The organism is Bradyrhizobium sp. BR 1433, assembly GCF_051547665.1.
Classification (GTDB): Bacteria; Pseudomonadota; Alphaproteobacteria; order Rhizobiales; family Xanthobacteraceae; genus Bradyrhizobium; species Bradyrhizobium australafricanum.
In genome coordinates, this window is record NZ_JBPUGG010000001.1 from 6,371,251 (window position 1) to 6,397,377 (window position 26,127).

Genomic DNA, 26,127 nt, shown 5'->3' on the forward strand with positions numbered 1-26,127 from the left:
CTGCACACGATTTTCGCTTCGCCCGGATCTGGCTCCGTAAATCGCCGGAGCCGGCGGCGGTATGCCGGTCAGAGGTCCGCGGCGGCGATCCAGAACACCTCGCCCTCGGAGTCCTCGGTGTCGAGCCAGAGCAGCGGCAGGTTCGGATAGGCGGCCTCGAGATTGTCGCGGCCGCGGCCGATCTCGCAGAGCAGGCCGCCCTGCGGGGTCAGATGTTGCCTCGCCTCATCGAGCAGGCGGCGGACGATGTCGAACCCGTCGGCGCCGCCATCGAACGCGATCTTCGGCTCGGCACGGCACTCACGCGGCAACGCCGCCATGCCTTCGGCGTCGACATAGGGCGGGTTCGAGATGATGAGATCGTATCTGCTGCCGCCGAGCGGCTTGAACAGGTCGCCGCGATGCAGCGTCAGGCGACCGTCGAGGCCGTGGTCGGCGACGTTGCGCGCGGCGACCTCGAGCGCATCCTTTGAAATATCGACGGCGTCAACCGCGGCGTTGGGGAAATGCCGGGCGGCCAGGATCGCGAGGCAGCCGGAGCCGGTGCAGAGGTCGAGCACGCGTTCGACCTCCTCGGGATCGCCGATCAGCGAGGTGCCGTCCTCATCGCCGCCGAAATGCGAATCCAGCAATTCGCCGATGAAGGAGCGCGGCACGATGGTGCGCTCGTCGACATAGAACGGCAGGCCGCGCATATAGACCTTGTTGACGAGATAGGCGGCCGGCTTCCGCGTCGCGATCCGCCGCTCGATCAGGTCGAGGATCTGCTTGCCCTCGGCAATCGTGACGCGCGCGGTGGCAAAGTTCTCGAACTGGTCGGGATGCAGGTGCAGCGTTTCGCAGATCAGGAACGCGGCCTCGGCCACCGGATCGGTGGTGCCGTGCGCGAACACGAGCTTCGCCGCGTTGAAGCGGCTCGTCGCATAGCGCAGGAAATCAAACAGGGTGTGCAGCTCGCCGGCGCCGACTTTCGGCGCTTTCGGCACGGCGGGGCTGCGCCTGGCCGGCACTTTGCTGCGCTTGGCCATCAGGATTTGGTCCAGCGCGCGGCGGCCGCGTCGTCATGGCCCTGCGCCTCGATCCAGCTCGCGCCGCGCGTGCTTTCCTCGCGCTTCCAGAACGGTGCGCTGGTCTTCAGATAGTCCATCAGGAACTCGGCGGCCTCGAACGCGGCCTGCCGGTGCGCCGAGGCGGTCACGACCAGCACGATGTTCTCGCCCGGCGCGATGCGGCCGAAGCGATGGATGATGGTGAGGCCCTGCAACGGCCAGCGCGCCAGCGCCTCGTCGGCGTGGCGTCCAATCTCGGCTTCCGCCATGCCCGGATAATGTTCGAGCGTCAGCGCCGCGATCGGCTCGCCCTGCTCGCTGCCGCGGCAGATGCCGTTGAAGCTGACGACCGCGCCGACATCGGTGCGGCCCCTGCTCAAGGCCGCGATCTCCTGCGCGACGTCGAAGTCGGCTTGCTGGATACGGATGGTCGCTGCGACGGTCATGTTAAGATTTAGCCGCCGGTCATTGGCGGAAAGAACGCGATCTCGCGGGCGCCGGAGATCGCCGCGTCCGATTTGACATGGGCGTGGTCGATCGCGGCGCGGATCACCGTCGGCTTCTCGAAGGCATAGGCGTAGGCATCGTCGCGCGCCGCAAGCCAACCGATCAGGTCGCCGACGGTGCGCACCTCAGCCGGCGGCTCGACGATCTCTTCAGCCTTGCCGACGCGTTCACGCACCCATGCGAAATATTTCAGCTTCATCCCTCATCCTCCTTGATGAGGTGATGGATGCCGGCACGGAAATAATCCCAGCCGGTGTAGATCGTGAAGATCGCCGACATCCAGAGCAGTACGATGCCGATCAGGGTGGTGGCCGGGAAGACCTGCTCGCCCGCTTCGCCGGCAATCAGAAAGCCGATCGCCACCAGCTGGATCGTCGTCTTCCATTTCGCCAGCTTGGTCACGGGAACGCTGACCCTGAGCCCTGCGAGATATTCGCGCAGGCCCGAGACCAGGATCTCGCGGCACAGGATCACAATCGCCGCCCACAACGTCCAGCCATGGATCGAATTGTCGGCGGCCAGCATCAGCAGGCTGGAAGCGACCAGCAGCTTGTCGGCGATCGGATCGAGCATCCGGCCGAAGGCGGACTGCTGGTCCCACATCCGGGCATAATAGCCGTCGAGATAGTCGGTGATTCCCGCCGCAATGAACACGGCCAGCGCCACCCAGCGCAGCCACAACGGGCCGTCCAGGATCGATTGCCAGTAGACGCAGCCGATCACCACCGGGATCGCGGCGATCCGGGCGTAGGTCAGGATATTCGGGAGGGACATGGTCTTGGTCTGTCCCCGGGTCGTGGCGATGTTCATCCGTTCTACCAATACCGCTGAAGCGAGAAGGTCAACCGTGCGGGCGCGTCAAGCGCGACCAGATTGCGCTGCATCGTCATAGCGCCTTAGCTCGTTGTTCAAGCATGATCTTTTCGGATAACTGCCTCACACTTTTCCGCATCATGCCCTAGATGCCCTGTCGCAGGCGACGCCCTGATGACTCGCCTTTGGTTTAACCCGGCTGGGCGTGGAAAAACTCGAAAATCTTGCGGGCGCTCTCGGCGCTGACGCCGGGAACCTTGCCGAGGTCGGCGATCGAGGCCCGCTCGATCTCCTTGAGCGTTCCGAAGTGGTGCAGCAAGGCACGCTTGCGGGACGGGCCGATGCCCGGGATCTCCTGCAGTCCGGCCTCGCGGATGTCCTTCTTGCGCAGCTTGCGGTGCGAGCCGATCACGAAGCGGTGGGCCTCGTCGCGCAGCCGCTGGATGAAATACAGCACCGGGTCGCGCGGCTCCAGCTTGATGGCCTCGCGGTCGGGCATGAACAGGGTTTCGCGCCCGGCATCGCGCTCCGGACCCTTGGCCACCGCCATCAGCGAGACCTCGGTCAGCCCGAGATTCTGGAAAATCTCCCGGACCGCGTTGAGCTGGCCGCGGCCGCCGTCGATGATGACGAGGTCGGGCCATTGCGGGAACGAATCGTCATCCGCTTTCGTCTTGGCTGCGGCCTCGCCCTCCGGCGGCTTCAGCAACCGCTTGAAGCGGCGTTCCAGCACCTCGCGCATCATTCCGTAATCGTCGCCCGGCGTCAGCCCTTCGGACTTGATGTTGAACTTGCGGTACTGGTTCTTCATGAACCCGTCGGGTCCCGCCACGATCATCGCGCCGACCGCGTTGGTGCCCTGGATGTGGCTGTTGTCGTAGACCTCGATCCGCTTGGGTGTGTGCGGCAGGCCGAGCGTCGAGACCATGCCCTCCAGCAGCCGGCTTTGCGTCGCGGTATCGGCGAGCTTGCGGCCGAGCGCCTCGCGCGCGTTGGTGAGCGCGTGGCCGATCAGCTCCTTCTTCTCGCCGCGCTTCGGCACGGTGACCTCGACCTTGGATCCGGCCTTGACCGACAGCGCGTCGGCGAGCAACGCGCTTTCCTCGATCTCGTGCGAGAGCAGGATCAGCTTCGGCGGCGGCTTGTCGTCGTAGAATTGCGCGAGGAACGAGGACAGCACCTCCTCGGGCGTGAAGCTCTTCTCGGCCTTCGGGAAATAGGCGCGGTTGCCCCAGTTCTGGCCGGTGCGGAAGAAGAACACCTCGACGCAGGAGTAGCCGCCCTCCTGGTGGATTGCGAACACATCGGCCTCTTCGACCGTGCGCGGATTGATGCCCTGCTGCGACTGGATCGCCGACAGCGCCGCGAGACGGTCGCGGTACAGCGCCGCGGTTTCGAACTCGAGCTCGCCGGAGGCCTTCTCCATCTCGGCCGCGAGCAGCTCCTTCACGGCGTGGCTGCGGCCGGAGAGGAATTCGGTCGCCTCGCGCACCAGTTCGCTATAGCCGGGGAAGTCGATCTCGCGCGTGCAGGGGCCGGCGCAGCGCTTGATCTGATAGAGCAGGCAGGGCCGGCTGCGGCTTTCGAAGAAGCCGTCGGTGCAGGAGCGGATCAGGAACGCGCGCTGCAGCGCCGTGATGGTGCGGTTGACCGCGCCGGCGTTGGCGAACGGCCCGAAATAGCGCCCGGGCCGCGACTGCGCGCCGCGATGCTTGAGGATCTGCGGCGCCCAATGGTCGCCGGTGATCAGAATATAGGGAAACGACTTGTCGTCGCGCAGCTGCACATTGAAGCGCGGACGGAGCTGCTTGATCAGATTGGCTTCGAGCAGCAGCGCCTCGGTCTCGGTCATGGTCGAGACGATCTCGACCTGCGTGGTCGCCGCGATCATGCGCAGGATGCGCGCCGGCAGCGGCGCGTTGGCCCGCGCATAGGACGACAGCCGCTTTTTGACGTTCTTCGCCTTGCCGACATAGAGCACGTCGTTGGCGGCGTTGAGCATGCGATAGACGCCGGGCGAGGTCGGGGCGAGGCGGACCGCGTTCTCGATCGCGGCATGCCCGACCGAGAGCGTGCCCTCGGCGATCGCCTCGGCGGCGTCCTCCGAAGCCTCGGGCAGGCGTGCCTCGTCCTCCTCCTCGGCGGCGGAGGTTTCGGGATCGACGTCGCTTGTATCGAGCGCCAGATCGTCCTGTGGCAGGTCGGACTTTGAACCGCGCCGTGGCTTGGGGGCAGCCTTGGAGTCAACCTTGGGGGCCGGCGTCGGACGCTCGGGAGAATCGTGAACCATGGGCCGTAAACTAAGTGCTTGGGCGACCGGTCGCCAGCGCTGACGGTACCAACAAAAAGCACCTCGATTGCAGGAGGTTACCGGCCCCCGCGCGCATCCCGGGACGGGGTGCGTAACACCTTGTTAAGACTGATGAGCGGGCCGGTAACCGGGCTTAACAGCCCTTTAACTTAAAACTCTCGATAAACCTTAGCGAAAAAAGTGGAATTCCGTAACCACGCCGGCCCTGGCCGGCGGGCTGCGGCAGTTGCGTTCTGGAGAGTACCAATGACCCGGTTTGTTGCGCGTGCGCTGGCACTGATCGTTGCAGGCTGGACGACCTCGGCGGCGTCGGCCGATCTCAACTACGGATCGCCCTATACCGTCTATCAGCCGCTCAATGCCTATAGCTGGGCCGGCCCCTATCTCGGCGGCAATGTCGGCTATGGCTGGGGCTCGGTGGAGAACAACCCGACCAAGCCGTCCGGTTTCGTCGGCGGTGTACAGGCCGGCTACAACTTCCAGAACGGCTCCCCTGGGTGTTCGGTATCGAGGCCGATATCCAGGGCACCACAGCCGACGACCGGTTCGCGCCGTGGAAGTTCTCCAACCCGTGGTTCGGCACGGTGCGCGGCCGCGCCGGCTATGCGGTCAACAACGTGCTGTTCTACGCGACCGGCGGTCTCGCCTTCGGCGAACTGCGCGGCGAGACGTTCGGCATCACGGAGAGCCACACCAATGCGGGCTTCACCGTCGGTGCCGGCGCCGAAATGGGCTTTGCCCCGCACTGGAGCGCCAAGATCGAGTATCTCTACGTCGACCTTGCCAACAGCAATTTCACGATCACCGGTGGCGTGTCGAACGGCTACAGCTTCAGCCTGGTTCGCGCCGGCATCAACTATCACTTCTGAGAACAAGAAAACGTCGACCATTAACTCCCGGCCGCGCCTTGCACGGCCGGGTTTTTCTTTGTGTTGATGATCTCAACGTCGCGCACGGCCGTATACACGCCGCGGCGTGCGCGAATCCAATCGGTGGGCCGCACGTGTGGGATATGCGGCTCCGCCGGTCGCGTCCGCATCATGCAGGTGGTCATCCAGCGAGCGCCAGCCACGCGCTCGGCAGCCAACTCACACGCAACGCCTCATTCGGTGTTCATTCCGAGCCGCGCATCGCGAGCGCTCGTCATGAGACCACCAGGTTGACCGCCTTCGGGCCCTTGCCCTTCTTGTCGGGCTCAACCTCGAACGTAATGCGTTGTCCTTCAGTCAGGTCCTTCAATCCTGCACGCTCGACAGCTGTGATGTGAACGAACACATCGCGGCCGCCATCATCAGGCTTGATGAAGCCGTAGCCACGCTCTCCGTTGAAGAACTTGACTGTCCCAGTCATGGCCATCGGGAAACTCCTCCCCCGTATTGCTCCACCGCTACGCGCACGCCGCGTAGCGGTTGACCGACATTCGCTTGTCGGAAGCTTGGCCACCTGAACAGGCCGGCGTCACGCCGCCGGTCTGCCTGGATTTATTTCGGCCTTGTCACTCCGCCGCAACCATTCGCGGAAGCGGAACGTAAAGCCAGTCGTAACAGGATGAGCATAATACGGTTCCGCGCAAATTGCCTATGCTCAAAATTGAACTTTTCAGTAGGAGGTTGTCGATCATGGTTTAGGCGTCTCGAGTTTGAAGCGTCCCGCGCCGCCTTGACCGAGCGGCTTCTCGAGTTCGGGCAGGATGATCTTCAACTCATTCGCCAGCGTCCACGGCGGATTCACCAGCAAAAGCCCTGTGGAAACGAGGCCTGCGCCTGCTTCTTGCGGTGCCACACTGAATTCCAATCGCAGGCATTTGCCGGCGGGCCGGCTGCTTGCTGCTGCAGCAGCCACACTGCGCGTTAGCTCATCGGTGGCTCTCCGGGTTTTTACGGGGTACCACAAAAGATACGAGCCGGTCGGCCACTTCGCGTACGCTTCCGTGAAAGCACTGGCCAGCCGCTCGAACTCGTCCTTCGCTTCGAACGGCGGATCGATCAGCACCAGGCCGCGCCGTTCGTTCGGCGGCACGAATGCGGGCAGCGCCATCCAGCCGTCGAGATCGACGACGCGCGCTTGCGCGTCGCGTCGCAGCGCGTTCGATCAGTTGTTTGCGCGCCGTCGGTTCGATCTCGCAGGCGGTGAGGCGATCTTGCGGACGCAGCAGCGCCCGCGCGATCAACGGCGAACTAGGATAGGCTTTCAGCTCGCCTTTCGGATTGAATGCCCTGACGATGTCGAGATAGGGCGCGATCAGCGGCAATGCCTGGTCGGAGAGCCGCGCCTGCATCAGCCGCGCGATGCCGGTGAGCCATTCGCCGCCGCGCTGCGCTTCGCTCGACGTCAAATCATAGAGACCGGCGCCAGCATGGGTGTCGATGACGCGGAACGGCGCCGGCTTGTCCTGCAGATAGGTGAGCATGCGCACCAGCACGATGTGCTTGATGACGTCGGCAAAGCTGCCGGCATGAAAGGCGTGACGGTAGTTCATGTGATGATCGTGCTGCGCTCCCAAAGGGTGCGCATGTTGTACTCGTCATGCCCGGGCTTGTCCCGGCCTTCGCTAAAGCTTCGGCGGGTAACGTCCGAGCTCGGCGAAGCCTTGGCGTAGCCGGCTCCCGGGCATCTGCGCCTTATCTTGCTTGTTTCGCGATGGCGCAGGTGGCCGGGACATGCTGCGCGACGACGCGCAGCGCGCGTCTGCCGGCCATGACCCAGAGTTTCAGCCGCCGCGAACCGGCGGCATCAGCACCTGATCGCGGCGGCAGGCGCGGCGGTCGATTTCCTCGCAGGAGCGGAATTGCAGATCCTTGCTGAGGCAGATTCGCACCTCGCTGAGCCGCTTGCTGTCGCAGGTCACCGAGATCGCGGAGTTGCTGAGGCCCGGATTGACCTTGATGAATGCCGTCTCCAGCTCGTCGGGCGCGACCGTCTTCGGCTCCGACAATTGCAGGAATTCCTCGGGGATCTTCACCGTGGCGCGGGCCTTGCGGATGGCTTCGAAATAGGCGCGCTCGCCGAGACCGGAGCAGGTGCCGTGCTTGTCCCACTCGTTGTAGATCAGCCCGGGCGCCGGCATCAGGTCGAGCATCGAGCTCATGATGCTGCGGGCGAGTTGCGGCGAAGGCCGCTGGCAGTATTCCGGAAAGCCCCGCTCATATTGCGGCCACAGGCCGTGCACCACGAAGGAATAGGGCCGTCCGCCGCATTGCGCCTGCGTGCCGCGGCCGTTGTTGCCGCGCTCGCTCGCCGCCTCGCAGAACGAGGGCGACCACGACAGCGACAGCACATAGAAATCGAACTCACCGGGCGCATTCTGGCGGCGATCCTGGGCCGACGCCCCGACCGCACCGCACAGAATAATGGCAACCGAAATCAAAAATCGGGAAATCGTGTCCAACCGAGGCATCAAACGCTCCCTCACTCGACCGCCCAGAGCCTAGCAGGCCGCGAGAACATTTCAAGAACAAAAAGCCGCCGTCCAAATGGCGGCGGCTCCTGCTTTAGCAATCTGGTCGGAGATCAGGGCCGCGCGGCCTTGCAGGACGGGTTATAGGTCCAGTTGCGGTCGAGCCCCGCGACGCACCATTCGACGCCCTGATTGATGCTGGCAAAGCCGCCGTCCTCGATGATCGAATAGTGCACCTTGCGCACTTTGCCGTCGCTCAGCATCGCCTCGCCCGTGCAATAACGGCGCGGGATATTGTCGGACTGCCAGGGGCGGAAGGCGGTTTCGTGATCCCGTTGAAGCCGGTGATCACGAGCGGCGAATTCCAGAAGGTGGCTTCCTTTTCCTGGAATTGCGTGCTGATGACCGTCAGGGCCTTCTCGCATGGGGCCACATTGCCGTCATAGCGCGGGCCGGACAGCCAGAAGTTCATTTCGAGCGGATTGGCGGCCTGGGCCGTACCCCCGAAAGCCAGCAGGCCGACCACGAGTGCGGCGCCGAGGCCGAGCTTGCGGCCGAGTTTATTGCGGGAGTTGAACAGGTTGCGCATGGGAATCCACCCGATTATCCGATGCCGCGGACGGTGCCGCGAAGCCCCGGCAAGGTCAAGTGCAGGGCGGCAACACCTGCGGAGAAGTCCACTTTGGGGAGCCGGCTCGTTCTTTTCACGGTCGCCGGCGCACTCTATGTTGGCTCGAAGCGAAATGGAGTCTGCGATGCGAAGGAAATTGGCCGCGTGCCTGGTTGCCGTTTGCGGGATGCTGGCCGTTGTGCCGGCGCGGGCGGATTGGATGCAGCCGGTACCGCCGTTCAAGGGCAATGATACCGGCGGTATCATCGCCTATACGCTGGCGACCCAGAGCGACGCCCGGCAACTCGCAGTCGATCACTGCGCCTCCTACGGCAAGGTGGTTAAGTTCCTTGCGATGCAGAACTATCCGGGCGGCTACATCTCTTTCGCCTGTCGCTGGGTGCCCTATGGCGCAGCCCAGAGGCCGCTGCGCACGCTCTACTGAGCGCGCACCGGATCTTTCGATCGTTCAGCCGGGAGCCGACCGCATGACCCGACAGCTTGCCTTGCTTGGTTCGGCTGTGTGCCTTGTCCTGTCCGCTGGCGCCGCAAGTGCCGTCGACCTGCCGATCCGCAAGGCCGGTCTGTGGGAGATGAAGATGGTGCGCACCGGCGGGCCGATGCCGGAAATCACCATGCAGCACTGCACCGACGAGACCACCGACAAGGAGATGAGCGCGGCGGCCTCGCCGATGGCCAAGGAAGTCTGCTCGAAGCAGGATATCCAGAAGACCGCGACCGGCTATGTCAGCGACAGCGTCTGCAGCGTCGCCGGCATGACGATGCAGAGCCATGCCGAGATCGTCGGCGATTTCAATTCCGCCTACACGGTGAAGAGCACCTCGCATGCCGAGGGCGGCGCGGCCGGCTCGCGCGACACCACGATGACCATCGAGGCGAAATGGCTCGGCGCCTGCAAGAGCGACCAGAAGGCCGGCGACATCATCATGCCCGGCGGCATGAAGATGAACGTCAAGGACATGGAAAAGCTGAAGGGCCTCCTGCCCAAGCAGAAGTAGCGCGCAGCGCATCCGGCTGTTGCCGCGCGCCCGAATGCATCGCCTCGCATGCTGAGAGGCTGCGCAGCTTGCACCACCATCACTTCGAGTAGCTCGCGACAAAATTGCAAAGCAATCTTGCGCTGAGGCGATGTGCAATCCATCCGGTCCCACCCCGTCACCCCCGCGCAAAGGCGAAGCCTTTGCGCGGGGATGACGGTTCACCGCGTTCGTGTGCTCCTCGGCGCGTGATGACGTCGACGGGATGCAACGTCATTGAATGATCGCCGCGTACCTCGCGTTCGAGAGACTCTCTGCGAGAGACGACGCGCATCGCATTCGTCGTGTCGAAAGCCTGACGCGCCAACATGTCGTTTTGAATCGTTCCAGTGATGCGCATCTTGAATCACTCCAGTGTTGCGCTTCGTTGCTGCTTCCATCGATTCTATCTTGCGCGTGTGGAATTTCGATCATCCCGCCGATAGAAGTCCGCCCCAATCGATGTCGGCCTTGTCGCAAACGCGACTCGATCGATGTCGGCGTAAGGCAATGTGGGGATTTGTTCGGTGGGAATGGCTTCGTTGCGGAGCAAGCGCGGCTTGCTTGCATCAACGGCTGCGATCAATGCGGCGCTACTCGGTTCGGTCATACTTGTGCCAATGGGTGCAGACGTCGCCAGCGCTCAGGCGCAGACAAGTCCTCCGCAGAGCAATGTCAGCGAACTTCCCGCAGTGACGGTGGATGAACCTGGCGCCGCAAGGAAGCGCGGTGCCGTCGTTTCAAGCCAGAACACCAGGACTTCGCGGGCGGTCGCGGCGAACCGGCGCCGCAGTGCCGCGGCGCCCGCCCGGAGCCAGGCTCCGCGGTCGCAAGGCACAGGAAGCGCGATCGGTACGACCACGGGGTACGTTGCAACCGCGAGCACGGCCGGCACCAAGACCAGCACAGCGCTGATCGAAACGCCGCAGTCGCTTTCGGTCGTGACGCAAAAGGAGCTAAGGGATCGCAACGTTCAGACGCTCAAGGACGCCGTCAGCTACACGCCCGGCGTGACGACCACGGCGTTCGGCTATGATCCAAGGTTCGATAGTTTCTACATCCGTGGCTTCGACGCGACCTATACAGGGATCTATCGCGACGGCCTGCGTCAGAGCGGCGGCAACTTCGCAATTCCCAAGATCGAACCTTACGGTCTCGACAGCGTGTCGATCCTCCGCGGACCAGCCTCGGGCCTCTATGGCCTCGGCTCTCCGGGAGGCATCGTGGATGTCACGACCAAGCGGCCGCCGTTGACGGCATTCGGTGAGGTGCAGCTGCAGGGCGGCACCTACGACCGTTACCAGGGCAGTTTCGATGTCGGTGGTCCGGTGCCCGGCAGCGATCAGCTGTACTACCGGCTGACGGGTCTGCTTCGCGACGCAAAGACCTGGTATCCGGGCAACGACGATGATCGCGCCTATATCGCGCCGGCGCTGACCTGGCGGCCCGACGCCGACACGTCCTTCACCATCCTGAGCGAATATCAAAGCAGCCGAACCGCCGCAAGCATCGGCAACTTCCGCACGCCCGACGGACAATTGACCAACATCTACTCGAATGATCCGGCGTTCAGCGCGATGGATCAGAAGCAATATCGCATCGGCTACGCGTTCGAGCACAATGTCGACGATGTGTGGACGGTGCGGCAGAACTTCCGCTTCTACCAGGTCGACGTCGACGCGAAATACACCCAGATCGATTCGATCGACAGCAGCACCAACCTGGCGTCGCGGTCCGCCTGGCGGATCCTGGACAGCTTCAACACGGTGACGCTCGACAATCAGGCCGAGGCCAAGTTCATGCTCGGCGCGATCAAGAATACCGTGCTGTTCGGCGTCGACTACGGCCACTCCTACTACAACGACAAGATCGGCTACGGGCCGGCGCCGGACCTCAATCTCCTGACCATGAACTACGGCGCCCAGGCCATCGCGACGCCGGCATTCTCGATCTTCAACAAGCAGTCGACCGACGAGGTCGGTGTCTATGCGCAGGAGCAGGCCAAGCTCGGAGGCTTTATTCTGACGCTCAACGGCCGCCAGAGCTGGGTGTCGCAGACCACGACCGCGGGTCTCGACGGCGTGCCGTCAACGCAGAAGGCCACCGCCTTCACGGGCCGTGCGGGCCTGAGCTACGTCTTCGACAACGGCATTGCGCCCTATATCAGCTACGCGACGGCATTCGCCCCGCAGGTCGGCGTCGACGCATCCGGATTGCCGTTCAGGCCGACCACCGGCGAGCAGAAGGAAGTGGGCATCAAGTACCAGATGCCGAACGTTCCGGTGCTGTTGACCGCCGCGGTGTTCGACATCACGCAGGACAATGTGCTGCGTACCGATCCGAACAACATGGCATTCCAGGCAGCGACCGGGCGGGTCGAATCCAAGGGTGTGGAGCTCGAGGCGAAGCTCGCGCTCAAGCAGGGATTTGATCTCACCGCCGCCTACACCCATCTCAACGTCGTGATCACGCAGGGCAATCCCGATACGACCGGCAATGAGCTCTCCGGCATTCCGAGGAATTCCTTCGCCGCCTTCGGCAAGTATACGTTCCAGTCCGGCGTGCCCGTCGAAGGCCTCGGGCTTGGTCTCGGCGTGCGTTATATCGGCACGAACTTCGGTAACGACCAGAACACGTTCCAGAACGCTGCGACGACGTTGTTCGATGCGGTGATCGATTACGATCTGGGCAAGCTGGACCGGCGCTTCCTCGGCGCCACGATGCGCGTCAACGCGACCAATCTGTTCGACACGCACTACCAGACCTGCCAGTCCGGTTACTGTTATGCCGGCGAACGGCGGCAGGTCATCGGCACCTTGTCCTACCGCTGGTAGCTCGAATTTGTTGTTTGGACGCGTTTTCTTCACGCGAACCGGCGTCCACTTCGCTCGAAAACGCTGTTACACGGGCACCCGCACGACGGCGCGCAGGCCGCCCATCGGACTTTCGCTGAGCATGATGTCGCCGCCATGCGAGCGGGCGATGTCGCGGGCGATCGCAAGCCCGAGCCCGGTGCCGCCTTCGTCCTGGTTGCGGGCATCGTCGAGCCGCAGGAACGGCTTGAACACTTCCTCGCGCATGTCGGCGGGGATGCCCGGCCCGTCGTCGTCGACCGTGACGTTGAGATAGCGATGGTCGCGATGGCCGGTGATCGAGATGGTGTTGGCGTGGCGCGCCGCGTTGGAGACGAGGTTGGCGAGACAGCGCTTGAACGAGGCCGGCTTCACCGTGACGACGGGCAGGCCGTGGAATGCAACGGTTGCGGTGTGGCCGTGGCGTTCGGCGTCGCCGCGCAATTCCTCCAGCGCCAACGCCATGTCGGTCGGCTGCGCGACCTCGCCGGAATCGCCGCGCGCGAAGGCGAGATAATCCTCCAGCATCATCGACATTTCGTCGACGTCCTTGCGCATCGCGTCGATCTCGGGGCCTTCGCCGATCAGGGCAAGCTCGAGCTTGAAGCGGGTCAGGATGGTGCGCAGATCGTGCGACACGCCGGCGAGCATCGCGGTGCGCTGCTCGATCGAACGTTCGACGCGCGCCTTCATCTCGATGAAGGCCTGCGCCGCGCGCCGCACCTCGCGCGCGCCGCGCGGCCGGAAGTTCGGCGCCTCGCGGCCCTTGCCGAAACTTTCGGCGGCGTCGGCGAGCCGCAGGATCGGCTTGATCTGGTTGCGCAGGAACAGCACGGCGACGATCAGGAGGATCGTCGAGGTGCCGAGCATCCAGAAGATGAAGATCTCCGAATTGGAGGCGTAGGCCGCGCTGCGCTGGGCGAAGATCCGCATCACCGAATTGTCGAGCTGCACGCGGATCTCGACCAAATTGGATTTACCGACGGTGTCGATCCAGAACGGGCGGCTGATCTGGCGGCCGAGCTGCACCGACAGCGTCTGGTCGAGCAGCGAGAAGAACGGCTTCGGCCCCGGCGGCGGCATGTCGCCGGCGGGAAGGAAGTCGACCACCAGCTGCAGTTTCTGGGCGATGCGGCGAAGCTGCGCGCGGTCCTTGTCCTGCGGGTAGCTCTTGTAGACGTCGATCAGCGCGGCGATATCGGACACCACCGCGGCCGACAGGCGCCGCGTCACCGTGTTCCAGTGCCGCTCCATGAACACGAACGCCACCACGGTCTGCAGGATCACCATCGGCACGATCATGATCAGCAGCGCGCGGGCATAGAGGCCGGTCGGCATCCAGCTCTTGAACGCGTTGCCCATCCAGCCGTTCGCCTTCGAGACGCGTTGCGAGGCGTTGCGGATCAGGGTCAGGCCGGAGTCGAGCGTGCTCATGTTCGATACTTATAGAGCGATGGGATTTCGTAGCCCGGATGAGCGAAGCGATATCCGGGGCTTGCCAACCCCGCATATCGCTTCGCTCATGCGGGCTACTTTCTGGGTCATGCTCAGGGCGAAGCCACTAGGCGATAGCCGATGCCGCGCACCGCCTGCAGAAACAGCGGATTGGCGGGATCGTGCTCGATCTTGCGGCGCAGGCGGTTGATCTGCACGTCGACCGCGCGTTCGTTGACGGTGCCGCCGGAGGTCAGCTCGGCGCGGGGACGGTCTCGCCGGGCGCGCTGGCGAGGATGCGCAGCATCTCGCGCTCGCGATCGGTGAGGTGGATGATCTCCTCGCCCTGACGCAGTTCGCTGCGCTCGATGTGGAAAATATAGGGGCCGAACGCGATCTGCTCGACGACCGCGACCTGCGGCGGCGCGGTGCGCTTGAGGATATTGCCGATCCGGAGTACCAGCTCGCGCGGCTCGAATGGCTTGGCGACATAATCGTCGGCGCCGATCTGCAGGCCCTCGATGCGGGCTTCCGCCTCGTGGCGGGCGGTCAGCATGATGATCGGCACCGTCGAGGAGCTGCGGATGAAGCGGGCGAGGTCGAAGCCGTTCTCGCCGGGCATCATCACGTCGAGGATCAGCAGGTCGAAATGCAGCCCGAGCAGCTTGGCGCGCGCATCGGTGGCGCTCATTGCCGTCGTGACCCGGTAGCCTTCGCCGGAAAGAAAGCGCGACAGCAGGTCGCGAATGCGGCGGTCGTCGTCGACAAGCAGAAGATGCGGCGCGTCGTCGGCCGGCTCGACCGGCGCGCGCATCATGGTTGCAGCCTGCACCAGCTCACTCCCTCGTTTTTCTGCCGCCGCCGAAGATCGCTTCGAGCACCTTGTCGGGATCGTCGCGGTCGATCATCGCGCGGAGGAATTGGCGAACCGTCTCGACGCCGGCCGGATCGATGCCGGCGACCGCCCGGTTGATGCGGTCGGTCTGCAGCCCCGCGAGCTTGGCGACCAGCGCCTCGCCCTTCGGGGTGGCGTAGAGCAGGCGCTGCCGGCGGTCGTTGTTGCCGGTCTTCTGCACGATGTAGCCCTCGTCCAGGAGCTGCTTGAGCACGCGCCCGAGCGACTGCTTGGTGATGCGCAGGACGTCGAGCAGGTCGGCGACCTTCAGCCCCGGATAGCGGGTCACGAAGTGAATGACACGGTGGTGGGCGCGGCCGAAGCCGAACGCCTCCAGCTCCTGGTCGGCATCGCCGACAAAGTCGCGGTAGGCGAAGAACAACAGCTCGATGATGTCCCAGCGCAGGTCGCGTACCCCCGCCCCAGGAGCGTTGTCGTCTCCCTGCGAATTGGGCTTGGCAGCCATGCCTGAGAAATTTATGTCAGTCATATTGACGTATCTTGGGTTCAATGTTACAAAACTGCCTGTCACGACGAAACATTAGGTCGTTTTGTCCTCGACAGCGTTTAAGGCGGCCTGAACGAGCCTGTGAGGCGGTTTGGGCCGCAAATTGGACTACCGTGCGATTGTCGAGCGGCATTTCGGCAAACATACTGGACTTCAGCATTCCGCAAAAGCATGTCTAAACGGCATGTTGGCGATGGAAGCCGCCGGCGCGGCCGGCGGTGGTGAAGTTCGGGCCAGCCGGAGCCTGATGGCTCCGGGGAAACAGGCCGGCGCCGGGTATCGCGCCGGTTCCGACAGCGGAAAGCAAGAAAAATGACTTTGAAATTTGATATCCAGCCTTCGCCGAATGCGACATCCGACAAGGATCGCGCGGCGAAGCTCGTGGACCCCGGCTTCGGCCGGGTCTTTACCGATCACATGGCGATCGTCCGCTACAGCCAGGGCAAGGGCTGGCACAGCGCCCGCGTCGAGGCCCGCGCGAATTTTCCGCTCGATCCGGCCGGCGCGGTGCTGCACTACGCCCAGGAAATTTTCGAAGGTCTCAAGGCCTACAAGCGCGACGACGGCGGCGTGAACCTGTTTCGGCCGGACGCCAACGCCCGCCGCTTCCATGATTCGGCCGAGCGCATGGCGATGGCGCCGTTGCCCGAGGATTTGTTCATCGATGCGGTCGAGCAGTTGGTGCGGATCGATCGCGCCTGGATCCCGGGCGGCGAGGGCAGTCTCTATCTGCGGCCCTTCATGATCGCGAGCGAGGTCTTCCTCGGCGTGAAGCCGTCGGCCGAATACATCTTCTCGGTCATCGCCTCGCCGGTCGGTTCCTATTTCAAGGGCGGCCCTGCGCCGGTGTCGATCTGGGTGTCGGAGAATTACACCCGCGCCGCAATCGGCGGCACCGGTGCCGTCAAGTGCGGCGGCAACTACGCCGCCAGCCTGCGCGCGCAGGCCGAGGCGATCGAACGGGGCTGCGACCAGGTCGTGTTCCTCGATGCGGTCGAGCGCCGCTACATCGAGGAGCTCGGCGGCATGAACGTGTTCTTCGCGTTCGACGACGGCTCGCTGCTGACGCCGCCGCTCGGCACCATCCTGCCCGGCATCACCCGCGACTCGATCATCGCGCTTGCCAAGGATGCCGGCACGCGCGTGCGCGAGGAGCCCTATACGATCCAGCAATGGCGCGCTGACGCCGCCAGCGGCAAGCTGAAGGAGGCGTTCGCCTGCGGCACCGCGGCCGTCATCTCGCCGATCGGCAAGGTGTGCTCGGCGAGCGGCGATTTCCAGATCAGCGGCGGCGTGGCCGGCCCGGTCGCCATGGGCCTGCGCAAGAAGCTGGTCGACATCCAGTACGGTCGCACCAACGACCCGCATAACTGGATCAGGAACGTCGCCTGACGCGCGGGCTGTACGGTAGGCACTCTCTCGCTCCCTCGCCCCGCTCTTGCGGGGAGAGGGTGGGGTGAGGGGCTGCTTCCGCAAACATGGTAAGAGACCGGCTCGCGGAGAGTTCCCCTCACCCGGAATTCAAGCTACGCTTGAATTCCGACCTCTCCCCGCAAGCGGGGCGAGGTAAGAGCGGCCGGATACCTTGCTCCGCGCCGCCTCGGCTGGTAACCCGGCGTTCTATTTGTAAGCTACCGCGGCTTACAGACCTTGCAGCGCATGACATGGCCGAGAAACCCAAGAAACCCCAGAAACTGAAGGCGCGCCTGCCGCGCGGGCTGGAAGATCGCGGCCCGGCCGCGATCAATGCCACGCGGGCGATGGTCGAGAAGATCCGCGCCGTCTACGAGCTCTACGGCTTCGAGCCGGTGGAGACGCCGGCGATGGAATACACCGACGCGCTCGGCAAGTTCCTGCCCGACCAGGACCGTCCCAACGAGGGCGTGTTCTCGTTCCAGGACGATGACGAGCAGTGGATATCGCTGCGCTACGACCTCACCGCGCCGCTCGCGCGCTATGTCGCGGAAAACTTCGACGCGCTGCCGAAGCCTTATCGGTCCTATCGCTTCGGTTACGTCTTCCGCAACGAGAAGCCGGGTCCCGGCCGTTTCCGCCAGTTCATGCAGTTCGACGCCGACACGGTCGGCTCGGCGACGCCGGCGGCCGACGCCGAGATCTGCATGATGGCGGCCGACACGATGGAAGCGCTCGGCATTCCGCGCGGCTCCTATGTCGTGAAGGTGAACAACCGCAAGGTGCTCGACGGCGTGCTCGAGGCGATCGGCCTCGGCGGTGAGGAGAATGCGGGCCGCCGTCTCACGGTGCTGCGCGCGATCGACAAGCTGGACAAATTTCCCGCCGACGAGGTTCGCAAGCTGCTTGGTGCCGGACGATGGGATGGCGGCGAAGAAGGCAAGGGCGACTTTACCAAGGGCGCCGACCTGAGCCCCGCGGATGCCGATATCGTCCTGGCCGTCACGCAGCAGCGCGACGATTGGCGAGAGGCGATTGCTGCGGCGGAGACCTATCTGGCGAAGAGCGAAGTTGGTCAGGCCGGCGTGAGCGAGCTCGAGGAGATCGCCAAGCTGGTCGCGGCGTCCGGCTATGGCGCGGATCGCATCCGCATCGATCCCACCGTTGTTCGCGGCCTCGAATACTACACCGGCCCGGTCTACGAGGTTGAGCTGCTGCTCGACACCAAGGACGAGAAGGGGCGCCCGGTGCGATTCGGCTCGGTCGGTGGCGGTGGCCGCTATGACGGCCTGGTCTCGCGCTTCCGCGGCGAGCCGGTGCCGGCAACGGGCTTCTCGATCGGGGTGTCGCGCCTGCAGGCGGCGCTGACGATGCTCGGCGAGCTCGACACGCGGGCCGAGTTCGGCCCTGTCGTCGTCACCGTGTTCGACCGCGATCGTGTCGCCGACTACCAGAAGATGGTCGCGCAGTTGCGCCAGGCCGGCATCCGCGCCGAGCTCTATCTCGGCAATCCGAAGAACATGGGCAACCAGCTCAAATATGCCGATCGCCGCAACTCGCCCTGCGTGATCATCCAGGGCTCGGACGAGAAGGCGCGCGGCGAGGTGCAGATCAAGGATCTGATCGAAGGCGCCAAGGCCGCGGCTGCGATCGCCTCCAACCAGGAATGGCGTGAAACGCGTCCGGCGCAGTTCTCCTGCGCGGAGGCCGATCTGGTCGCCAGGGTCCGCGAGGTCCTGGCGCGGCATGACGTGGCGTGGGGATAGCCATTCGCTTGTGACGTCATGCCCGGCCTTGTGCCGGGCATCCACCTCTTGTTTGATGCGCGGCGACGTGAATGACCGGGAGGAGCCCGGCCATGGCGACAACAAGAGGGAGAGCAACAATGCCTGAGATCACCGTGAGCATGGCCGCCGGCCGCACCGACGAGCAGAAGCTCGGCATGATGCGCGACATCACCCAGGCACTGGTGAAGAATCTCGGCGTCGATGCCGACGCGGTCGTGATCCAGATCAACGAAGCGCCGCTGCATCACAAGATGAAGGGCGGCAAGTCGTTCGTCGAGCGCGCGGCTGTGGCGAAGAAGTGACGCGCGAAAGCGCGTCATCCCCGGGGCGCGCATTAGCGCGAACCCGGGATCTCGATCAACAATCTCCAGATTCCCCGATGCGCGATTGCGCACCTGAGGTTCACGCTTCGCGTGCCCCGGAATGACGAGCAAGGCATCCATGGACGCACGCGACTTCATCAGGATCGGCATGAGCGCCGAGCGCATGCTCGTAGTGCCGCTGGAGCGCACCGTCGGGCATTTCGTGCCCGGCATGCCGATGGTCTATGCGACGCCGATGATGATCCTGGAAATGGAGATGGCGTCGGGCGATGCCATTCGCGCCGCGCTGCAGCCCGGCTGGGTCACGGTCGGGACCGAGGTCGATATCCGCCATCTCGCCGCAGCGCTGGTCGGCGCCACCGTGCGGACGACCTCAAAAGTGATCGCGGTCGAACGCCGCGTGATCCGCTTCGAGGTCGAGGCCTTTGAGGGCACGCGCAAGCTCGGCGAAGGCCGCCACGCCCGCGGTCTGATCAATGTCGAGAGCTTCAACAAGCGGCTGGCCGGGACATCGGGGCAGCCGCAGTAAGCGAACCCGTGGTCGCGCGCCAATCCACTTGTTCGAACGTCATCCTGAGGAGCGCGTAGCGCGTCTCGAAGGATGGGCCGCGGGCCGTGCACCCTTCGAGGCTCGCTGCGCGAGCACCTCAGGGTGACGGGTTTGTTAGTGTGTTACTTCGCCAACTCCCTTGAGCGCCTTGTCGCGGCGGCAATCGCGCGGGTCATCAGTGGCTGCATGCCGTCATTGGCCATCAGCACCTCGAGCGCCGCGGCGGTGGTGCCGCCGGGCGAGGTGACGTTCTGCCGCAGGGTCGCCGACGGCAGATCCGAGCGATGCAGCAACTCGCCGGAGCCGGCGACGGTCGCCCGCGCCAGCGTGGTCGCAAGCTGCTCGGGCAGGCCGGCCGCAACGCCGGCGCGCGCCAGCTCCTCGGCGAGCAGGAACACATAGGCCGGGCCCGAGCCGGAGACCGCGGTCACCGCGTCCATCAGGCTCTCATCGTCGACCCATTCGACGAGCCCGGTCGCTTTCAGCAGCGCATCGGTCATCGCGCGCTGCGCGGCGGTGACGCGCTTCGACGGTACTGCAACGGTGATGCCGCGGCCGATCGCCGCCGGCGTGTTCGGCATCGCGCGCACCACGGCGCCGCCGACAACCTCTTCCAGCGCTGACATGGTCGTGCCGGCCATGATCGAGACGACGAGCGTCGAGGGGCCGACGAAGGATTTCAGCGCGGCGCCGGCGTCGCGGAACGATTGCGGCTTCACCGCGACGACAAGCGTGTCGACCGTGCCGAGATCCTTCGCTTGCGGATTGAGCCGCACACCCTTTGCGGCAAGCGCGGAAATCTCCGGCGAGAGATGCGGGTCGATCACAGCGACACGCTCGGGTGCAAGGCCCTGCGCGAGCCAGCCGGTCAGCATGGCGCCGCCCATCTTGCCCGCGCCCGCGAGCGCGATGGTGCCGGAAGTATTCGTCAGTGCGCTGCTGGATGTGCTCACAGGTGACTCCGCAAACTCTCACGTCGTCCCGGCGAAGGCCGGGACCCATAACCACAGGCGGTTCTAGTGAGGCACGCGATCAGCCACAAGCAGTTTGCTTAAGCCCAGGGGCCGCGGAGTATGGGTCCCGGCCTTCGCCGGGACGACACCGAGCGTGTGGGAGCGCTGGAGCGAAACCCTTACGCCTCGCCCTCGGTATCGAACATCGCCGCGGCCATCGCCTCGGCGGTCGACTTGCCGGCCCACACCACGAACTGGAACGCCGGGTAGTAGCGCTCGCAGGCGTGGATCGCGTTGACCACCATGGCCTCGCACTGCGCGGTGGAGGCGGTGAGGCCGTCGGGCAGCACCAGCGCCTGACGATGCATCACCATGCCGGTGTGGGTCCACAGATCGAAATGGCCGACCCACAATTGTTCGTTGATCGCAGCGACCAGCCGCTGCACCTCGGCGCGGCGCGCCTGCGGCATCTTCATGTCGAAGGCGCAGGCGAGATGCAGCGCCTCGATCTCGCCCATCCAGGTGAACGAGAGCTGATAATCGATCCAGTCTCCTTGGAGACGATCGTCACCTCGTCTTCGCCGGAACGCTCGAACGCCCAGTTGTTGTCGGTGGCGATATCTTCGACCACCGCAAGCGGGTTATTCCGGGAATCGATAATGCTTTCGAGGAGGGACATGCCGTCTCGGACCTTGTTCTTATGATCGCTTGATACGCACACGGAAGCCGGCACTTGCGACATACTGCGTCGTGGCCGAGTGCAGTTCCTTGACCGGGCTTCCGGATGCCCCTGGACCTGACGCCGATGAAGTGATGTGATTTGCGGAATCCGCGCAACCGCACGCCGAGTCCGTCCACAGCCAAAGCGCGCATCGTCCACAGCTGATCTCCGCCACATCTGTGATTTTGAGAACAAATCGGAATCTAAGCGTTCGCGTAACGCTTTGTTAACCATTTGCCGGCGCTTCGCCGCGCCCGTGAATCAGCCGTCGGGCCCTCGCATCAACCTTGCAGAGCCGCAACGCGCTCATGGGGACATGCCGTTTCCCCATGCCAAAGGCCTTGCCCGGCTGTCGCGCTTTGGTCATATTTCGTGTCAGGCACGTCCATCCCGGGCGTGCCGAGTTCTCAGGGCGGGGTGAAAATCCCCACCGGCGGTAAGGGTGATGAGCCCAAGCCCGCGAGCGCCTTCCTCCGCGAAGCCGGCGGAAGGGTCAGCAGATTCGGTGCAATTCCGAAGCCGACGGTCACAGTCCGGATGAAAGAGAACGGTTGCGGCAGCCAACGCGATTTTCGCGTGGGCTCGTGTCGTTGTCCGTGTGCCCTGATTCTGGTCCTGAAAGAGGAAAGCCATGAATCAGATGTTGCAAGACCAAGACGTTCAAGCTTCTCAAGTCCAAACCCCCCAGGCAGAAAGCGCTCCCGATACGCCGGCGATTCCGCCGACGCCGGAGCATCCGCACTTCGCAAAGCCGCAGCGCGTTGCCTTCGTGCAGTCGTCCTGGCATCGCGACGTGGTGGAAGAATGCCGCATCTCCTTCCTGAAGGAGATCGAGGCGCGGCACATCACCAATGTCGACGTGTTCGAGGTGCCGGGCTCGTTCGAGATCCCGCTGCATGCCCAGCTGCTGGCGAAGACCCGCCGCTACACCGCGATCGTCGCGGCGGGGCTCGTCGTCGATGGCGGCATCTACCGCCACGAATTCGTCGCCGACACCGTGATCAAGGCGCTGATGGATGTGCAATTGCGCACCGAGGTGCCGGTGTTCTCGGCGGTGCTGACGCCGCAGCAATTCCACGAGACCGAGGTGCATTACGAGTTCTTCCGCAAGCACTTCGTCATCAAGGGGATCGAGGTCGCGGAAGCCTGCGCCAACACGCTGCTCAGCCTCGAGCGTCTGCGCGGCCAGGTCGCGGCGGGGATTCCCGGCTAGCATCGGCGGAAAAGCGATTCCGGCATGCGTGCCGGGATCGCTCTCGCCTGCGGCGCGTTCGGCTATGCTTGCGGCATAAAACCAAAACGCGCGGGAGGCGCCCCATGACCGAACAACATTCCTCCGACTGGCTCGGCCTGTCGGGCCGCGTTGCCGTCGTCACTGGCGGAGGCGGCGGTATCGGCCGCGCTACCGCCGTCAGTTTCGCGCGGGCCGGCGCCAGGGTCGCCGCGCTCGATCGCGACGAGCGCTCCCTCGCGGAGACCAAGGCAAAGCTTGGCGAGTTCGGCGACGGTCATCTCGTCGCGACCTGCGACACGACCAGCGAGGACAATGTCGCGGCAGCCGCCGACGCCGTCGCGCGCACGCTCGGCGCTTGCGACATCCTCGTCAACACAGCGGCGGTGCTGCGCCCGGGCGGGCTCGACACGCTGCCGCTCGCGGAGTGGAATGCGGTGCTGGCGGTCAATCTCACCGGCTATTTCATCTGCGCCCAGGCGTTCGGCCGCCAGATGCGCAAGGCCGGACGCGGCAGCCTCATCCACGTCGCCTCGATCGCTGCCAGCAATGCGCAGGGGCAGAGCGGCGCCTACAGCGTCAGCAAGGCCGCGGTCGTCATGCTCTCGCAGCAACTCGCCGCCGAATGGGGGCCGCATGGCATCCGCAGCAATGTGGTGAGCCCCGGCCTTGTAGTGACGCCGATGAGCCAGGCCTTCTACGACACGCCAGGGGTCACCGAGCGGCGCACCGCCGTGGTGCCGATGCGCCGGATCGGCGCGCCGCAGGACATGGCGGACGCGACCCTGTTCCTGGCCAGCGACCGCTCGTCATACGTCAATGGTGAGGAGATCATCGTCGATGGCGGCTATGCGCGGACGCTGATGAGCCACGTTCCGCGGCCGGGGTTTTAGCGGGGTGGCTGCCACATACTCGGTGTCGTCCCGGCCTTGAGCCGGGACCCATAACCACCAATGCGAATTGATTGACAACGCTGGAGCCACAGCCTTCGCAACAACAAGGCCTGTGGTTATGAGTCCCTGCTTTCGCAGGGACGACAGCAAATATCGATTTAATCGAACAGGCTCGAGACCGACTCTTCCGCCGCGGTGCGGCCGATCGCTTCGGCAATCAGTCCGGCGATCGAGATCTGGCGGATGTTCGGTGCCTTGTTGACGGCTTCCGTCGGCAGGATCGAGTTGGTGATGACCAGTTCCTTCAGACGCGACGAGGCGATGCGCGCGGCGGCGCCGCCGGACAGCACGCCGTGGGTGATGTAGGCCGAGACTTCCTTGGCGCCGTGCGCGATCAGCGCCTCGGCCGCATTCACCAGAGTGCCGCCGGAATCGACGATGTCGTCGACCAGGATGCAGTTGTAGCCGGCGACGTCGCCGATCACGTTCATCACCTCGGACTCACCGGGGCGCTCGCGGCGCTTGTCGACGATCGCAAGCGGGGTGTTGATGCGCTTGGCGAGGCCGCGGGCACGTGCCACGCCGCCGACGTCGGGCGACACCACCATCACCTTGGCGAGGTCGAACTTTTCTTTGATGTCGCGCACCATCAGGGGCGCCGCGAACAGGTTGTCGGTCGGGATGTCGAAGAAGCCCTGGATCTGGCCGGCATGCAGGTCGAGCGTCATGACGCGGTCGACGCCGGCGTGCGAGATCAGGTTGGCGACGAGCTTGGCCGAGATCGGCGTACGCGAGCCGGACCTGCGATCCTGCCTGGCATAGCCGAAATAGGGCACCACCGCGGTGATGCGGCGCGCCGAGGAACGGCGCAGCGCGTCGGTGATGATCAACAGTTCCATCAGATTGTCGTTGGCCGGAAACGACGTCGACTGCAGGATGAACATGTCCGAGCCGCGGACGTTCTCCTGGATCTCGACGAAGATCTCCATGTCGGCGAAGCGCCGGACCACGGCCTTGGTCAGTTCGATGCCAAGTCCCTTGGCGATGTCCTGCGCCAGCGCAGGATTGGAGTTGCCGGCGACGAGTTTGATTGATCCGTTCTTTGCCGACATCGATGCTTCCCCCGCGCCTTGCTGGATACGACGTTCAGCATCTCAAGTCCTTACAGAACCGGCGGGTTTTCGGTGCGCGAGGGAATATCAGGCAGGCGCATCCGATGGCAACCCATTAGCCGGCCTTGGCCGCCGTTTTCCTGGGCAAAAAACGCATTTCCCCGGGCGATAACGGGGTTTAGTCGGCGGAATAGCCGAGCGCCACGGTCTCGGGCGCGGCGGCGGCCGGGGCGCTTGCCACCGTGGGCCCGCGGAGGTCCGGTGCCGGGGCGGGCGCGGGGCCGTCCGCCGGGCCGCCATTGATCATGCCGGACAGGCCACTGAGCCCGGCCTGGGCGATCTTGCGCAGCACCAGGTCGTCGGCGGCGGCCCACGCGTCGCGGCCGGCCTTGCCGGCGGGCTCCTCGCCGGAGAGCCGCAGCGCGCGTTGCTGGTTGCTGTCGTAGACGTCCCACACCCACGCGATCATGGTGCGGCCGCGCACCACCTGAGCCGACAGATAGCTGCGCACGCGATAGGCGGCAGCGCCCTGGCGCGACACGATCGACAGGCTGCGCAGCTTGGACTCGCTGTCGAGCACGCCGACCATGCGGTCGAACACCTGGGGCGGCGGGCCGTCGATCGATTCGAACGTAACCGTTGCGCCGCTGCTTGCCGGCGTGGCCATGGCGTAGGAGTCGGCCACATTGCCGCCGGCCGCGCAGCCGCCAAGCGCGCACGCGATCGCGAGCCACGAGCATGCGATCGCGGCACGCACGGCTGTCCCAGTTTGAAACTGGCGGTTCGACGCTTCCCTCATTACGTCCTGCGATATCGTTAAAACGGCTTAACGTCTAGGGCAGGACGGCCACAGCGCTTAACAGTCGACGGTTCAAGCGCTGCGCCAGGATCGAATTCCTTGCTCCGTCATGTTGCCGAACGACGCCACCAACCTGAGCGGATTTTCCGGCTCTGAGACGTCAGCGGTTTGGCCGCGCATCCATGGCGACCAGCGTCGTGCAGCGCATATCCGCGATCCAGCCGCGACATTCGGGTTTGTTTCCCGTCAGACAAATTCGCCTGAAAATGTGAAGCAGCGCATACAGCCAGACCGACAACCGGTTTAGGCATTCATCGATACTGATGCAATTTTAGGTTTCGGGAGATTTGTCATGCCATCCTATGCCGACGAACTCGAAAAGCAATTTGCCGCAGCCGACACGACCACGATAGCCGCCGCCCCGCTCGACCTCCCGGGGGACCATCCACTGAGGCTGAAGGGATATTCTCCGGTTTTGCTGTCCTCGTGCGTTTGTGTAACCGATCCTTGTCCCTGCGACGATCCGGACGGCCCGATCGTCTGGCTGCTGGATGGTGACGTTCGCAAGCGCGTGGCCGCAAAAGGCAAGAACAAGGCTGGAGAAGCCCTGTACGAGTATCACCTGGCGCGGGATGCTTTCGTCATCATCGAAACCTTCGCACGCACGAAGGCCGGCACGCTCGTGGCGTCCGGTGACAAGACCTCCGCACTCAGGCGATCGGCGTTCAACCGGCTCATGCGAATGCGGGGATCGGATTCGGCAGGCGGTCTCATTGCGCGGGCGCCGGGCTCCTCCTATGGAGGGCAGGAATGCGGCGGAGGCACGCTGTACGACGTTTACGTCGAATTGGACGGCGCAGGCGGAACAGTATTCTACTATCAGGCCGTCGGCAGCTGTTGACGGGTGAACCCCGCTTCGTGGCGCTCGCGCA

At 64.5% G+C, this 26,127-nt stretch carries 24 protein-coding genes, 5 pseudogenes and 1 riboswitch; of the genes and pseudogenes, 12 read left to right on the plus strand and 17 right to left on the minus strand.

The features are described from left to right. Window positions 1–68: 68 nt before the first annotated feature. From prmB to uvrC, 5 genes are all read right to left on the minus strand, one after another. A complete protein-coding gene (prmB, locus tag ACSKB9_RS30715; RefSeq protein WP_438077783.1) occupies window positions 69–1,028 on the minus strand; it encodes a 50S ribosomal protein L3 N(5)-glutamine methyltransferase in 960 nt (319 codons plus the stop codon). Next, window positions 1,028–1,495 carry a molybdenum cofactor biosynthesis protein MoaE gene (locus tag ACSKB9_RS30720; RefSeq protein ID WP_438077785.1) on the minus strand — a complete coding sequence of 156 codons (468 nt, stop codon included), beginning with the start codon at window positions 1,493–1,495 and terminating at the stop codon, window positions 1,028–1,030. Before ACSKB9_RS30720 ends, prmB begins: the two co-directional genes overlap by 1 nt. Window positions 1,496–1,503: 8 nt before the next feature. Beyond that, the gene (gene moaD, locus ACSKB9_RS30725) at window positions 1,504–1,755 is read right to left on the minus strand and encodes a molybdopterin converting factor subunit 1 (protein ID WP_028333074.1); all 252 of its coding nucleotides are present in this window, start codon (window positions 1,753–1,755) and stop codon (window positions 1,504–1,506) included. After that, a complete protein-coding gene (gene pgsA, locus ACSKB9_RS30730; protein WP_016844474.1) occupies window positions 1,752–2,366 on the minus strand; it encodes a CDP-diacylglycerol--glycerol-3-phosphate 3-phosphatidyltransferase in 615 nt (204 codons plus the stop codon). Before pgsA ends, moaD begins: the two co-directional genes overlap by 4 nt. Window positions 2,367–2,559: 193 nt before the next feature. Next, a complete protein-coding gene (uvrC, locus tag ACSKB9_RS30735) occupies window positions 2,560–4,659 on the minus strand; it encodes an excinuclease ABC subunit UvrC (RefSeq protein ID WP_438077787.1) in 2,100 nt (699 codons plus the stop codon). A gap of 267 nt (window positions 4,660–4,926) precedes the next feature. On the opposite strand from uvrC, the pseudogene ACSKB9_RS30740 reads away from it, so the two are divergent. Beyond that, a pseudogene (locus ACSKB9_RS30740) lies at window positions 4,927–5,549 on the plus strand (outer membrane protein). Window positions 5,550–5,823: 274 nt separating this feature from the next. Here the strand turns inward: ACSKB9_RS30740 and ACSKB9_RS30745 are convergent. From ACSKB9_RS30745 to ACSKB9_RS30760, 4 genes and pseudogenes are all read right to left on the minus strand, one after another. Further along, complete coding sequence (locus ACSKB9_RS30745) at window positions 5,824–6,036, minus strand: cold-shock protein (RefSeq protein WP_016844477.1); 213 nt, start codon at window positions 6,034–6,036, stop codon at window positions 5,824–5,826. A gap of 261 nt (window positions 6,037–6,297) precedes the next feature. Beyond that, window positions 6,298–7,159 (minus strand): annotated as a pseudogene (locus tag ACSKB9_RS30750) (23S rRNA (adenine(2030)-N(6))-methyltransferase RlmJ). 231 nt (window positions 7,160–7,390) lie between these two features. Then, the gene (locus ACSKB9_RS30755; protein WP_438077790.1) at window positions 7,391–8,077 is read right to left on the minus strand and encodes a ribonuclease T2 family protein; all 687 of its coding nucleotides are present in this window, start codon (window positions 8,075–8,077) and stop codon (window positions 7,391–7,393) included. A gap of 113 nt (window positions 8,078–8,190) precedes the next feature. Further along, window positions 8,191–8,666, minus strand: a pseudogene (locus tag ACSKB9_RS30760) (hypothetical protein). Window positions 8,667–8,832: 166 nt separating this feature from the next. Between ACSKB9_RS30760 and ACSKB9_RS30765 the strand changes: the two are divergent. Next, window positions 8,833–9,132 (plus strand): hypothetical protein, encoded by a 300-nt coding sequence (locus tag ACSKB9_RS30765; protein WP_028341043.1) that lies wholly within the window; start codon window positions 8,833–8,835, stop codon window positions 9,130–9,132. Window positions 9,133–9,175: 43 nt separating this feature from the next. After that, window positions 9,176–9,706 carry a DUF3617 domain-containing protein gene (locus ACSKB9_RS30770; protein ID WP_018269802.1) on the plus strand — a complete coding sequence of 177 codons (531 nt, stop codon included), beginning with the start codon at window positions 9,176–9,178 and terminating at the stop codon, window positions 9,704–9,706. A 157-nt stretch (window positions 9,707–9,863) separates the two neighbouring features. Here ACSKB9_RS30770 and ACSKB9_RS30775 read toward each other — a convergent pair whose 3' ends face one another. Beyond that, complete coding sequence (locus ACSKB9_RS30775) at window positions 9,864–10,085, minus strand: hypothetical protein (RefSeq protein WP_438077792.1); 222 nt, start codon at window positions 10,083–10,085, stop codon at window positions 9,864–9,866. Window positions 10,086–10,422: 337 nt separating this feature from the next. On the opposite strand from ACSKB9_RS30775, the gene ACSKB9_RS30780 reads away from it, so the two are divergent. Next, a complete protein-coding gene (locus ACSKB9_RS30780) occupies window positions 10,423–12,558 on the plus strand; it encodes a TonB-dependent siderophore receptor (protein ID WP_438077794.1) in 2,136 nt (711 codons plus the stop codon). Between the two features lie 66 nt (window positions 12,559–12,624). Here the strand turns inward: ACSKB9_RS30780 and ACSKB9_RS30785 are convergent, their stop codons facing one another. From ACSKB9_RS30785 to ACSKB9_RS30795, 3 genes and pseudogenes are all read right to left on the minus strand, one after another. After that, on the minus strand, window positions 12,625–14,010 hold the full coding sequence (locus ACSKB9_RS30785) for an ATP-binding protein (RefSeq protein WP_438077796.1): 1,386 nt from the start codon (window positions 14,008–14,010) through the stop codon (window positions 12,625–12,627). A 113-nt stretch (window positions 14,011–14,123) separates the two neighbouring features. Further along, window positions 14,124–14,824, minus strand: a pseudogene (locus tag ACSKB9_RS30790) (response regulator). Between the two features lie 22 nt (window positions 14,825–14,846). After that, window positions 14,847–15,395, minus strand: a complete 549-nt coding sequence (locus tag ACSKB9_RS30795) for a MarR family winged helix-turn-helix transcriptional regulator (RefSeq protein ID WP_438077798.1) — start codon at window positions 15,393–15,395, stop codon at window positions 14,847–14,849. Between the two features lie 121 nt (window positions 15,396–15,516). Between ACSKB9_RS30795 and ACSKB9_RS30800 the strand changes: the two genes are divergently transcribed. From ACSKB9_RS30800 to ACSKB9_RS30820, 5 genes are all read left to right on the plus strand, one after another. Beyond that, window positions 15,517–15,729, plus strand: coding sequence for a hypothetical protein (locus ACSKB9_RS30800; RefSeq protein WP_438077800.1), 213 nt, complete (start codon window positions 15,517–15,519; stop codon window positions 15,727–15,729). Next, complete coding sequence (locus ACSKB9_RS30805; protein WP_225645612.1) at window positions 15,726–16,805, plus strand: branched-chain amino acid aminotransferase; 1,080 nt, start codon at window positions 15,726–15,728, stop codon at window positions 16,803–16,805. The genes ACSKB9_RS30800 and ACSKB9_RS30805 overlap by 4 nt, the downstream gene beginning before the upstream one ends. A 272-nt stretch (window positions 16,806–17,077) precedes the next feature. Beyond that, window positions 17,078–18,592, plus strand: coding sequence for a histidine--tRNA ligase (gene hisS / locus ACSKB9_RS30810; RefSeq protein ID WP_438077802.1), 1,515 nt, complete (start codon window positions 17,078–17,080; stop codon window positions 18,590–18,592). 119 nt (window positions 18,593–18,711) lie between these two features. Further along, entirely contained in the window at window positions 18,712–18,915 is a 204-nt protein-coding gene (locus ACSKB9_RS30815; protein WP_438077804.1) for a tautomerase family protein, read from the plus strand. 139 nt (window positions 18,916–19,054) lie between these two features. Continuing rightward, a complete protein-coding gene (locus ACSKB9_RS30820; protein ID WP_438077806.1) occupies window positions 19,055–19,465 on the plus strand; it encodes a thioesterase family protein in 411 nt (136 codons plus the stop codon). Window positions 19,466–19,608: 143 nt separating this feature from the next. On the opposite strand, the gene proC is transcribed toward ACSKB9_RS30820, so the two are convergent. Next, on the minus strand, window positions 19,609–20,439 hold the full coding sequence (proC, locus tag ACSKB9_RS30825; RefSeq protein ID WP_082190558.1) for a pyrroline-5-carboxylate reductase: 831 nt from the start codon (window positions 20,437–20,439) through the stop codon (window positions 19,609–19,611). 179 nt (window positions 20,440–20,618) lie between these two features. Next, window positions 20,619–21,118 (minus strand): annotated as a pseudogene (locus ACSKB9_RS30830) (YbjN domain-containing protein). 441 nt (window positions 21,119–21,559) lie between these two features. Beyond that, window positions 21,560–21,713: riboswitch (FMN riboswitch) on the plus strand. Between the two features lie 78 nt (window positions 21,714–21,791). Here ACSKB9_RS30830 and ACSKB9_RS30835 point away from each other — a divergent pair. Together ACSKB9_RS30835 and ACSKB9_RS30840 are read left to right on the plus strand one after the other, a co-directional pair. Then, a complete protein-coding gene (locus tag ACSKB9_RS30835) occupies window positions 21,792–22,373 on the plus strand; it encodes a 6,7-dimethyl-8-ribityllumazine synthase (protein WP_057016614.1) in 582 nt (193 codons plus the stop codon). Window positions 22,374–22,477: 104 nt separating this feature from the next. Then, on the plus strand, window positions 22,478–23,284 hold the full coding sequence (locus tag ACSKB9_RS30840; RefSeq protein WP_438077808.1) for an SDR family NAD(P)-dependent oxidoreductase: 807 nt from the start codon (window positions 22,478–22,480) through the stop codon (window positions 23,282–23,284). A 158-nt stretch (window positions 23,285–23,442) separates the two neighbouring features. Here the strand turns inward: ACSKB9_RS30840 and ACSKB9_RS30845 are convergent, their stop codons facing one another. Together ACSKB9_RS30845 and ACSKB9_RS30850 are read right to left on the minus strand one after the other, a co-directional pair. After that, window positions 23,443–24,396 carry a ribose-phosphate pyrophosphokinase gene (locus tag ACSKB9_RS30845; protein ID WP_438077810.1) on the minus strand — a complete coding sequence of 318 codons (954 nt, stop codon included), beginning with the start codon at window positions 24,394–24,396 and terminating at the stop codon, window positions 23,443–23,445. A 178-nt stretch (window positions 24,397–24,574) separates the two neighbouring features. After that, window positions 24,575–25,195 (minus strand): hypothetical protein, encoded by a 621-nt coding sequence (locus ACSKB9_RS30850; RefSeq protein WP_438077812.1) that lies wholly within the window; start codon window positions 25,193–25,195, stop codon window positions 24,575–24,577. Between the two features lie 352 nt (window positions 25,196–25,547). Here ACSKB9_RS30850 and ACSKB9_RS30855 point away from each other — a divergent pair, with 352 nt between their 5' ends. After that, the gene (locus ACSKB9_RS30855; RefSeq protein WP_438077814.1) at window positions 25,548–26,096 is read left to right on the plus strand and encodes a hypothetical protein; all 549 of its coding nucleotides are present in this window, start codon (window positions 25,548–25,550) and stop codon (window positions 26,094–26,096) included. The last annotated feature ends 31 nt before the right edge of the window (window positions 26,097–26,127 follow it).

Bases quoted from the DNA above. Each gene is read 5' to 3' on its own strand.
- ACSKB9_RS30720 (WP_438077785.1), bottom strand. From the start codon at position 1,495: ATGACCGTCGCAGCGACCATCCGTATCCAGCAAGCCGACTTCGACGTC.
- ACSKB9_RS30765 (WP_028341043.1), top strand. From the start codon at position 8,833: ATGCGAAGGAAATTGGCCGCGTGCCTGGTTGCCGTTTGCGGGATGCTG.
- ACSKB9_RS30770 (WP_018269802.1), top strand. From the start codon at position 9,176: ATGACCCGACAGCTTGCCTTGCTTGGTTCGGCTGTGTGCCTTGTCCTG.
- ACSKB9_RS30795 (WP_438077798.1), bottom strand. From the start codon at position 15,395: ATGACTGACATAAATTTCTCAGGCATGGCTGCCAAGCCCAATTCGCAG.
- prmB (WP_438077783.1), bottom strand. From the start codon at position 1,028: ATGGCCAAGCGCAGCAAAGTGCCGGCCAGGCGCAGCCCCGCCGTGCCG.
- ACSKB9_RS30745 (WP_016844477.1), bottom strand. From the start codon at position 6,036: ATGGCCATGACTGGGACAGTCAAGTTCTTCAACGGAGAGCGTGGCTAC.
- moaD (WP_028333074.1), bottom strand. From the start codon at position 1,755: ATGAAGCTGAAATATTTCGCATGGGTGCGTGAACGCGTCGGCAAGGCT.
- ACSKB9_RS30815 (WP_438077804.1), top strand. From the start codon at position 18,712: ATGCCTGAGATCACCGTGAGCATGGCCGCCGGCCGCACCGACGAGCAG.
- uvrC (WP_438077787.1), bottom strand. From the start codon at position 4,659: ATGGTTCACGATTCTCCCGAGCGTCCGACGCCGGCCCCCAAGGTTGAC.
- ACSKB9_RS30820 (WP_438077806.1), top strand. From the start codon at position 19,055: ATGGACGCACGCGACTTCATCAGGATCGGCATGAGCGCCGAGCGCATG.
- ACSKB9_RS30805 (WP_225645612.1), top strand. From the start codon at position 15,726: ATGACTTTGAAATTTGATATCCAGCCTTCGCCGAATGCGACATCCGAC.
- ACSKB9_RS30845 (WP_438077810.1), bottom strand. From the start codon at position 24,396: ATGTCGGCAAAGAACGGATCAATCAAACTCGTCGCCGGCAACTCCAAT.
- ACSKB9_RS30755 (WP_438077790.1), bottom strand. From the start codon at position 8,077: ATGCCTCGGTTGGACACGATTTCCCGATTTTTGATTTCGGTTGCCATT.
- ACSKB9_RS30840 (WP_438077808.1), top strand. From the start codon at position 22,478: ATGACCGAACAACATTCCTCCGACTGGCTCGGCCTGTCGGGCCGCGTT.
- ACSKB9_RS30835 (WP_057016614.1), top strand. From the start codon at position 21,792: ATGAATCAGATGTTGCAAGACCAAGACGTTCAAGCTTCTCAAGTCCAA.
- pgsA (WP_016844474.1), bottom strand. From the start codon at position 2,366: ATGAACATCGCCACGACCCGGGGACAGACCAAGACCATGTCCCTCCCG.
- ACSKB9_RS30850 (WP_438077812.1), bottom strand. From the start codon at position 25,195: ATGAGGGAAGCGTCGAACCGCCAGTTTCAAACTGGGACAGCCGTGCGT.
- hisS (WP_438077802.1), top strand. From the start codon at position 17,078: ATGGCCGAGAAACCCAAGAAACCCCAGAAACTGAAGGCGCGCCTGCCG.
- ACSKB9_RS30775 (WP_438077792.1), bottom strand. From the start codon at position 10,085: ATGCGCATCACTGGAACGATTCAAAACGACATGTTGGCGCGTCAGGCT.
- ACSKB9_RS30785 (WP_438077796.1), bottom strand. From the start codon at position 14,010: ATGAGCACGCTCGACTCCGGCCTGACCCTGATCCGCAACGCCTCGCAA.
- ACSKB9_RS30855 (WP_438077814.1), top strand. From the start codon at position 25,548: ATGCCATCCTATGCCGACGAACTCGAAAAGCAATTTGCCGCAGCCGAC.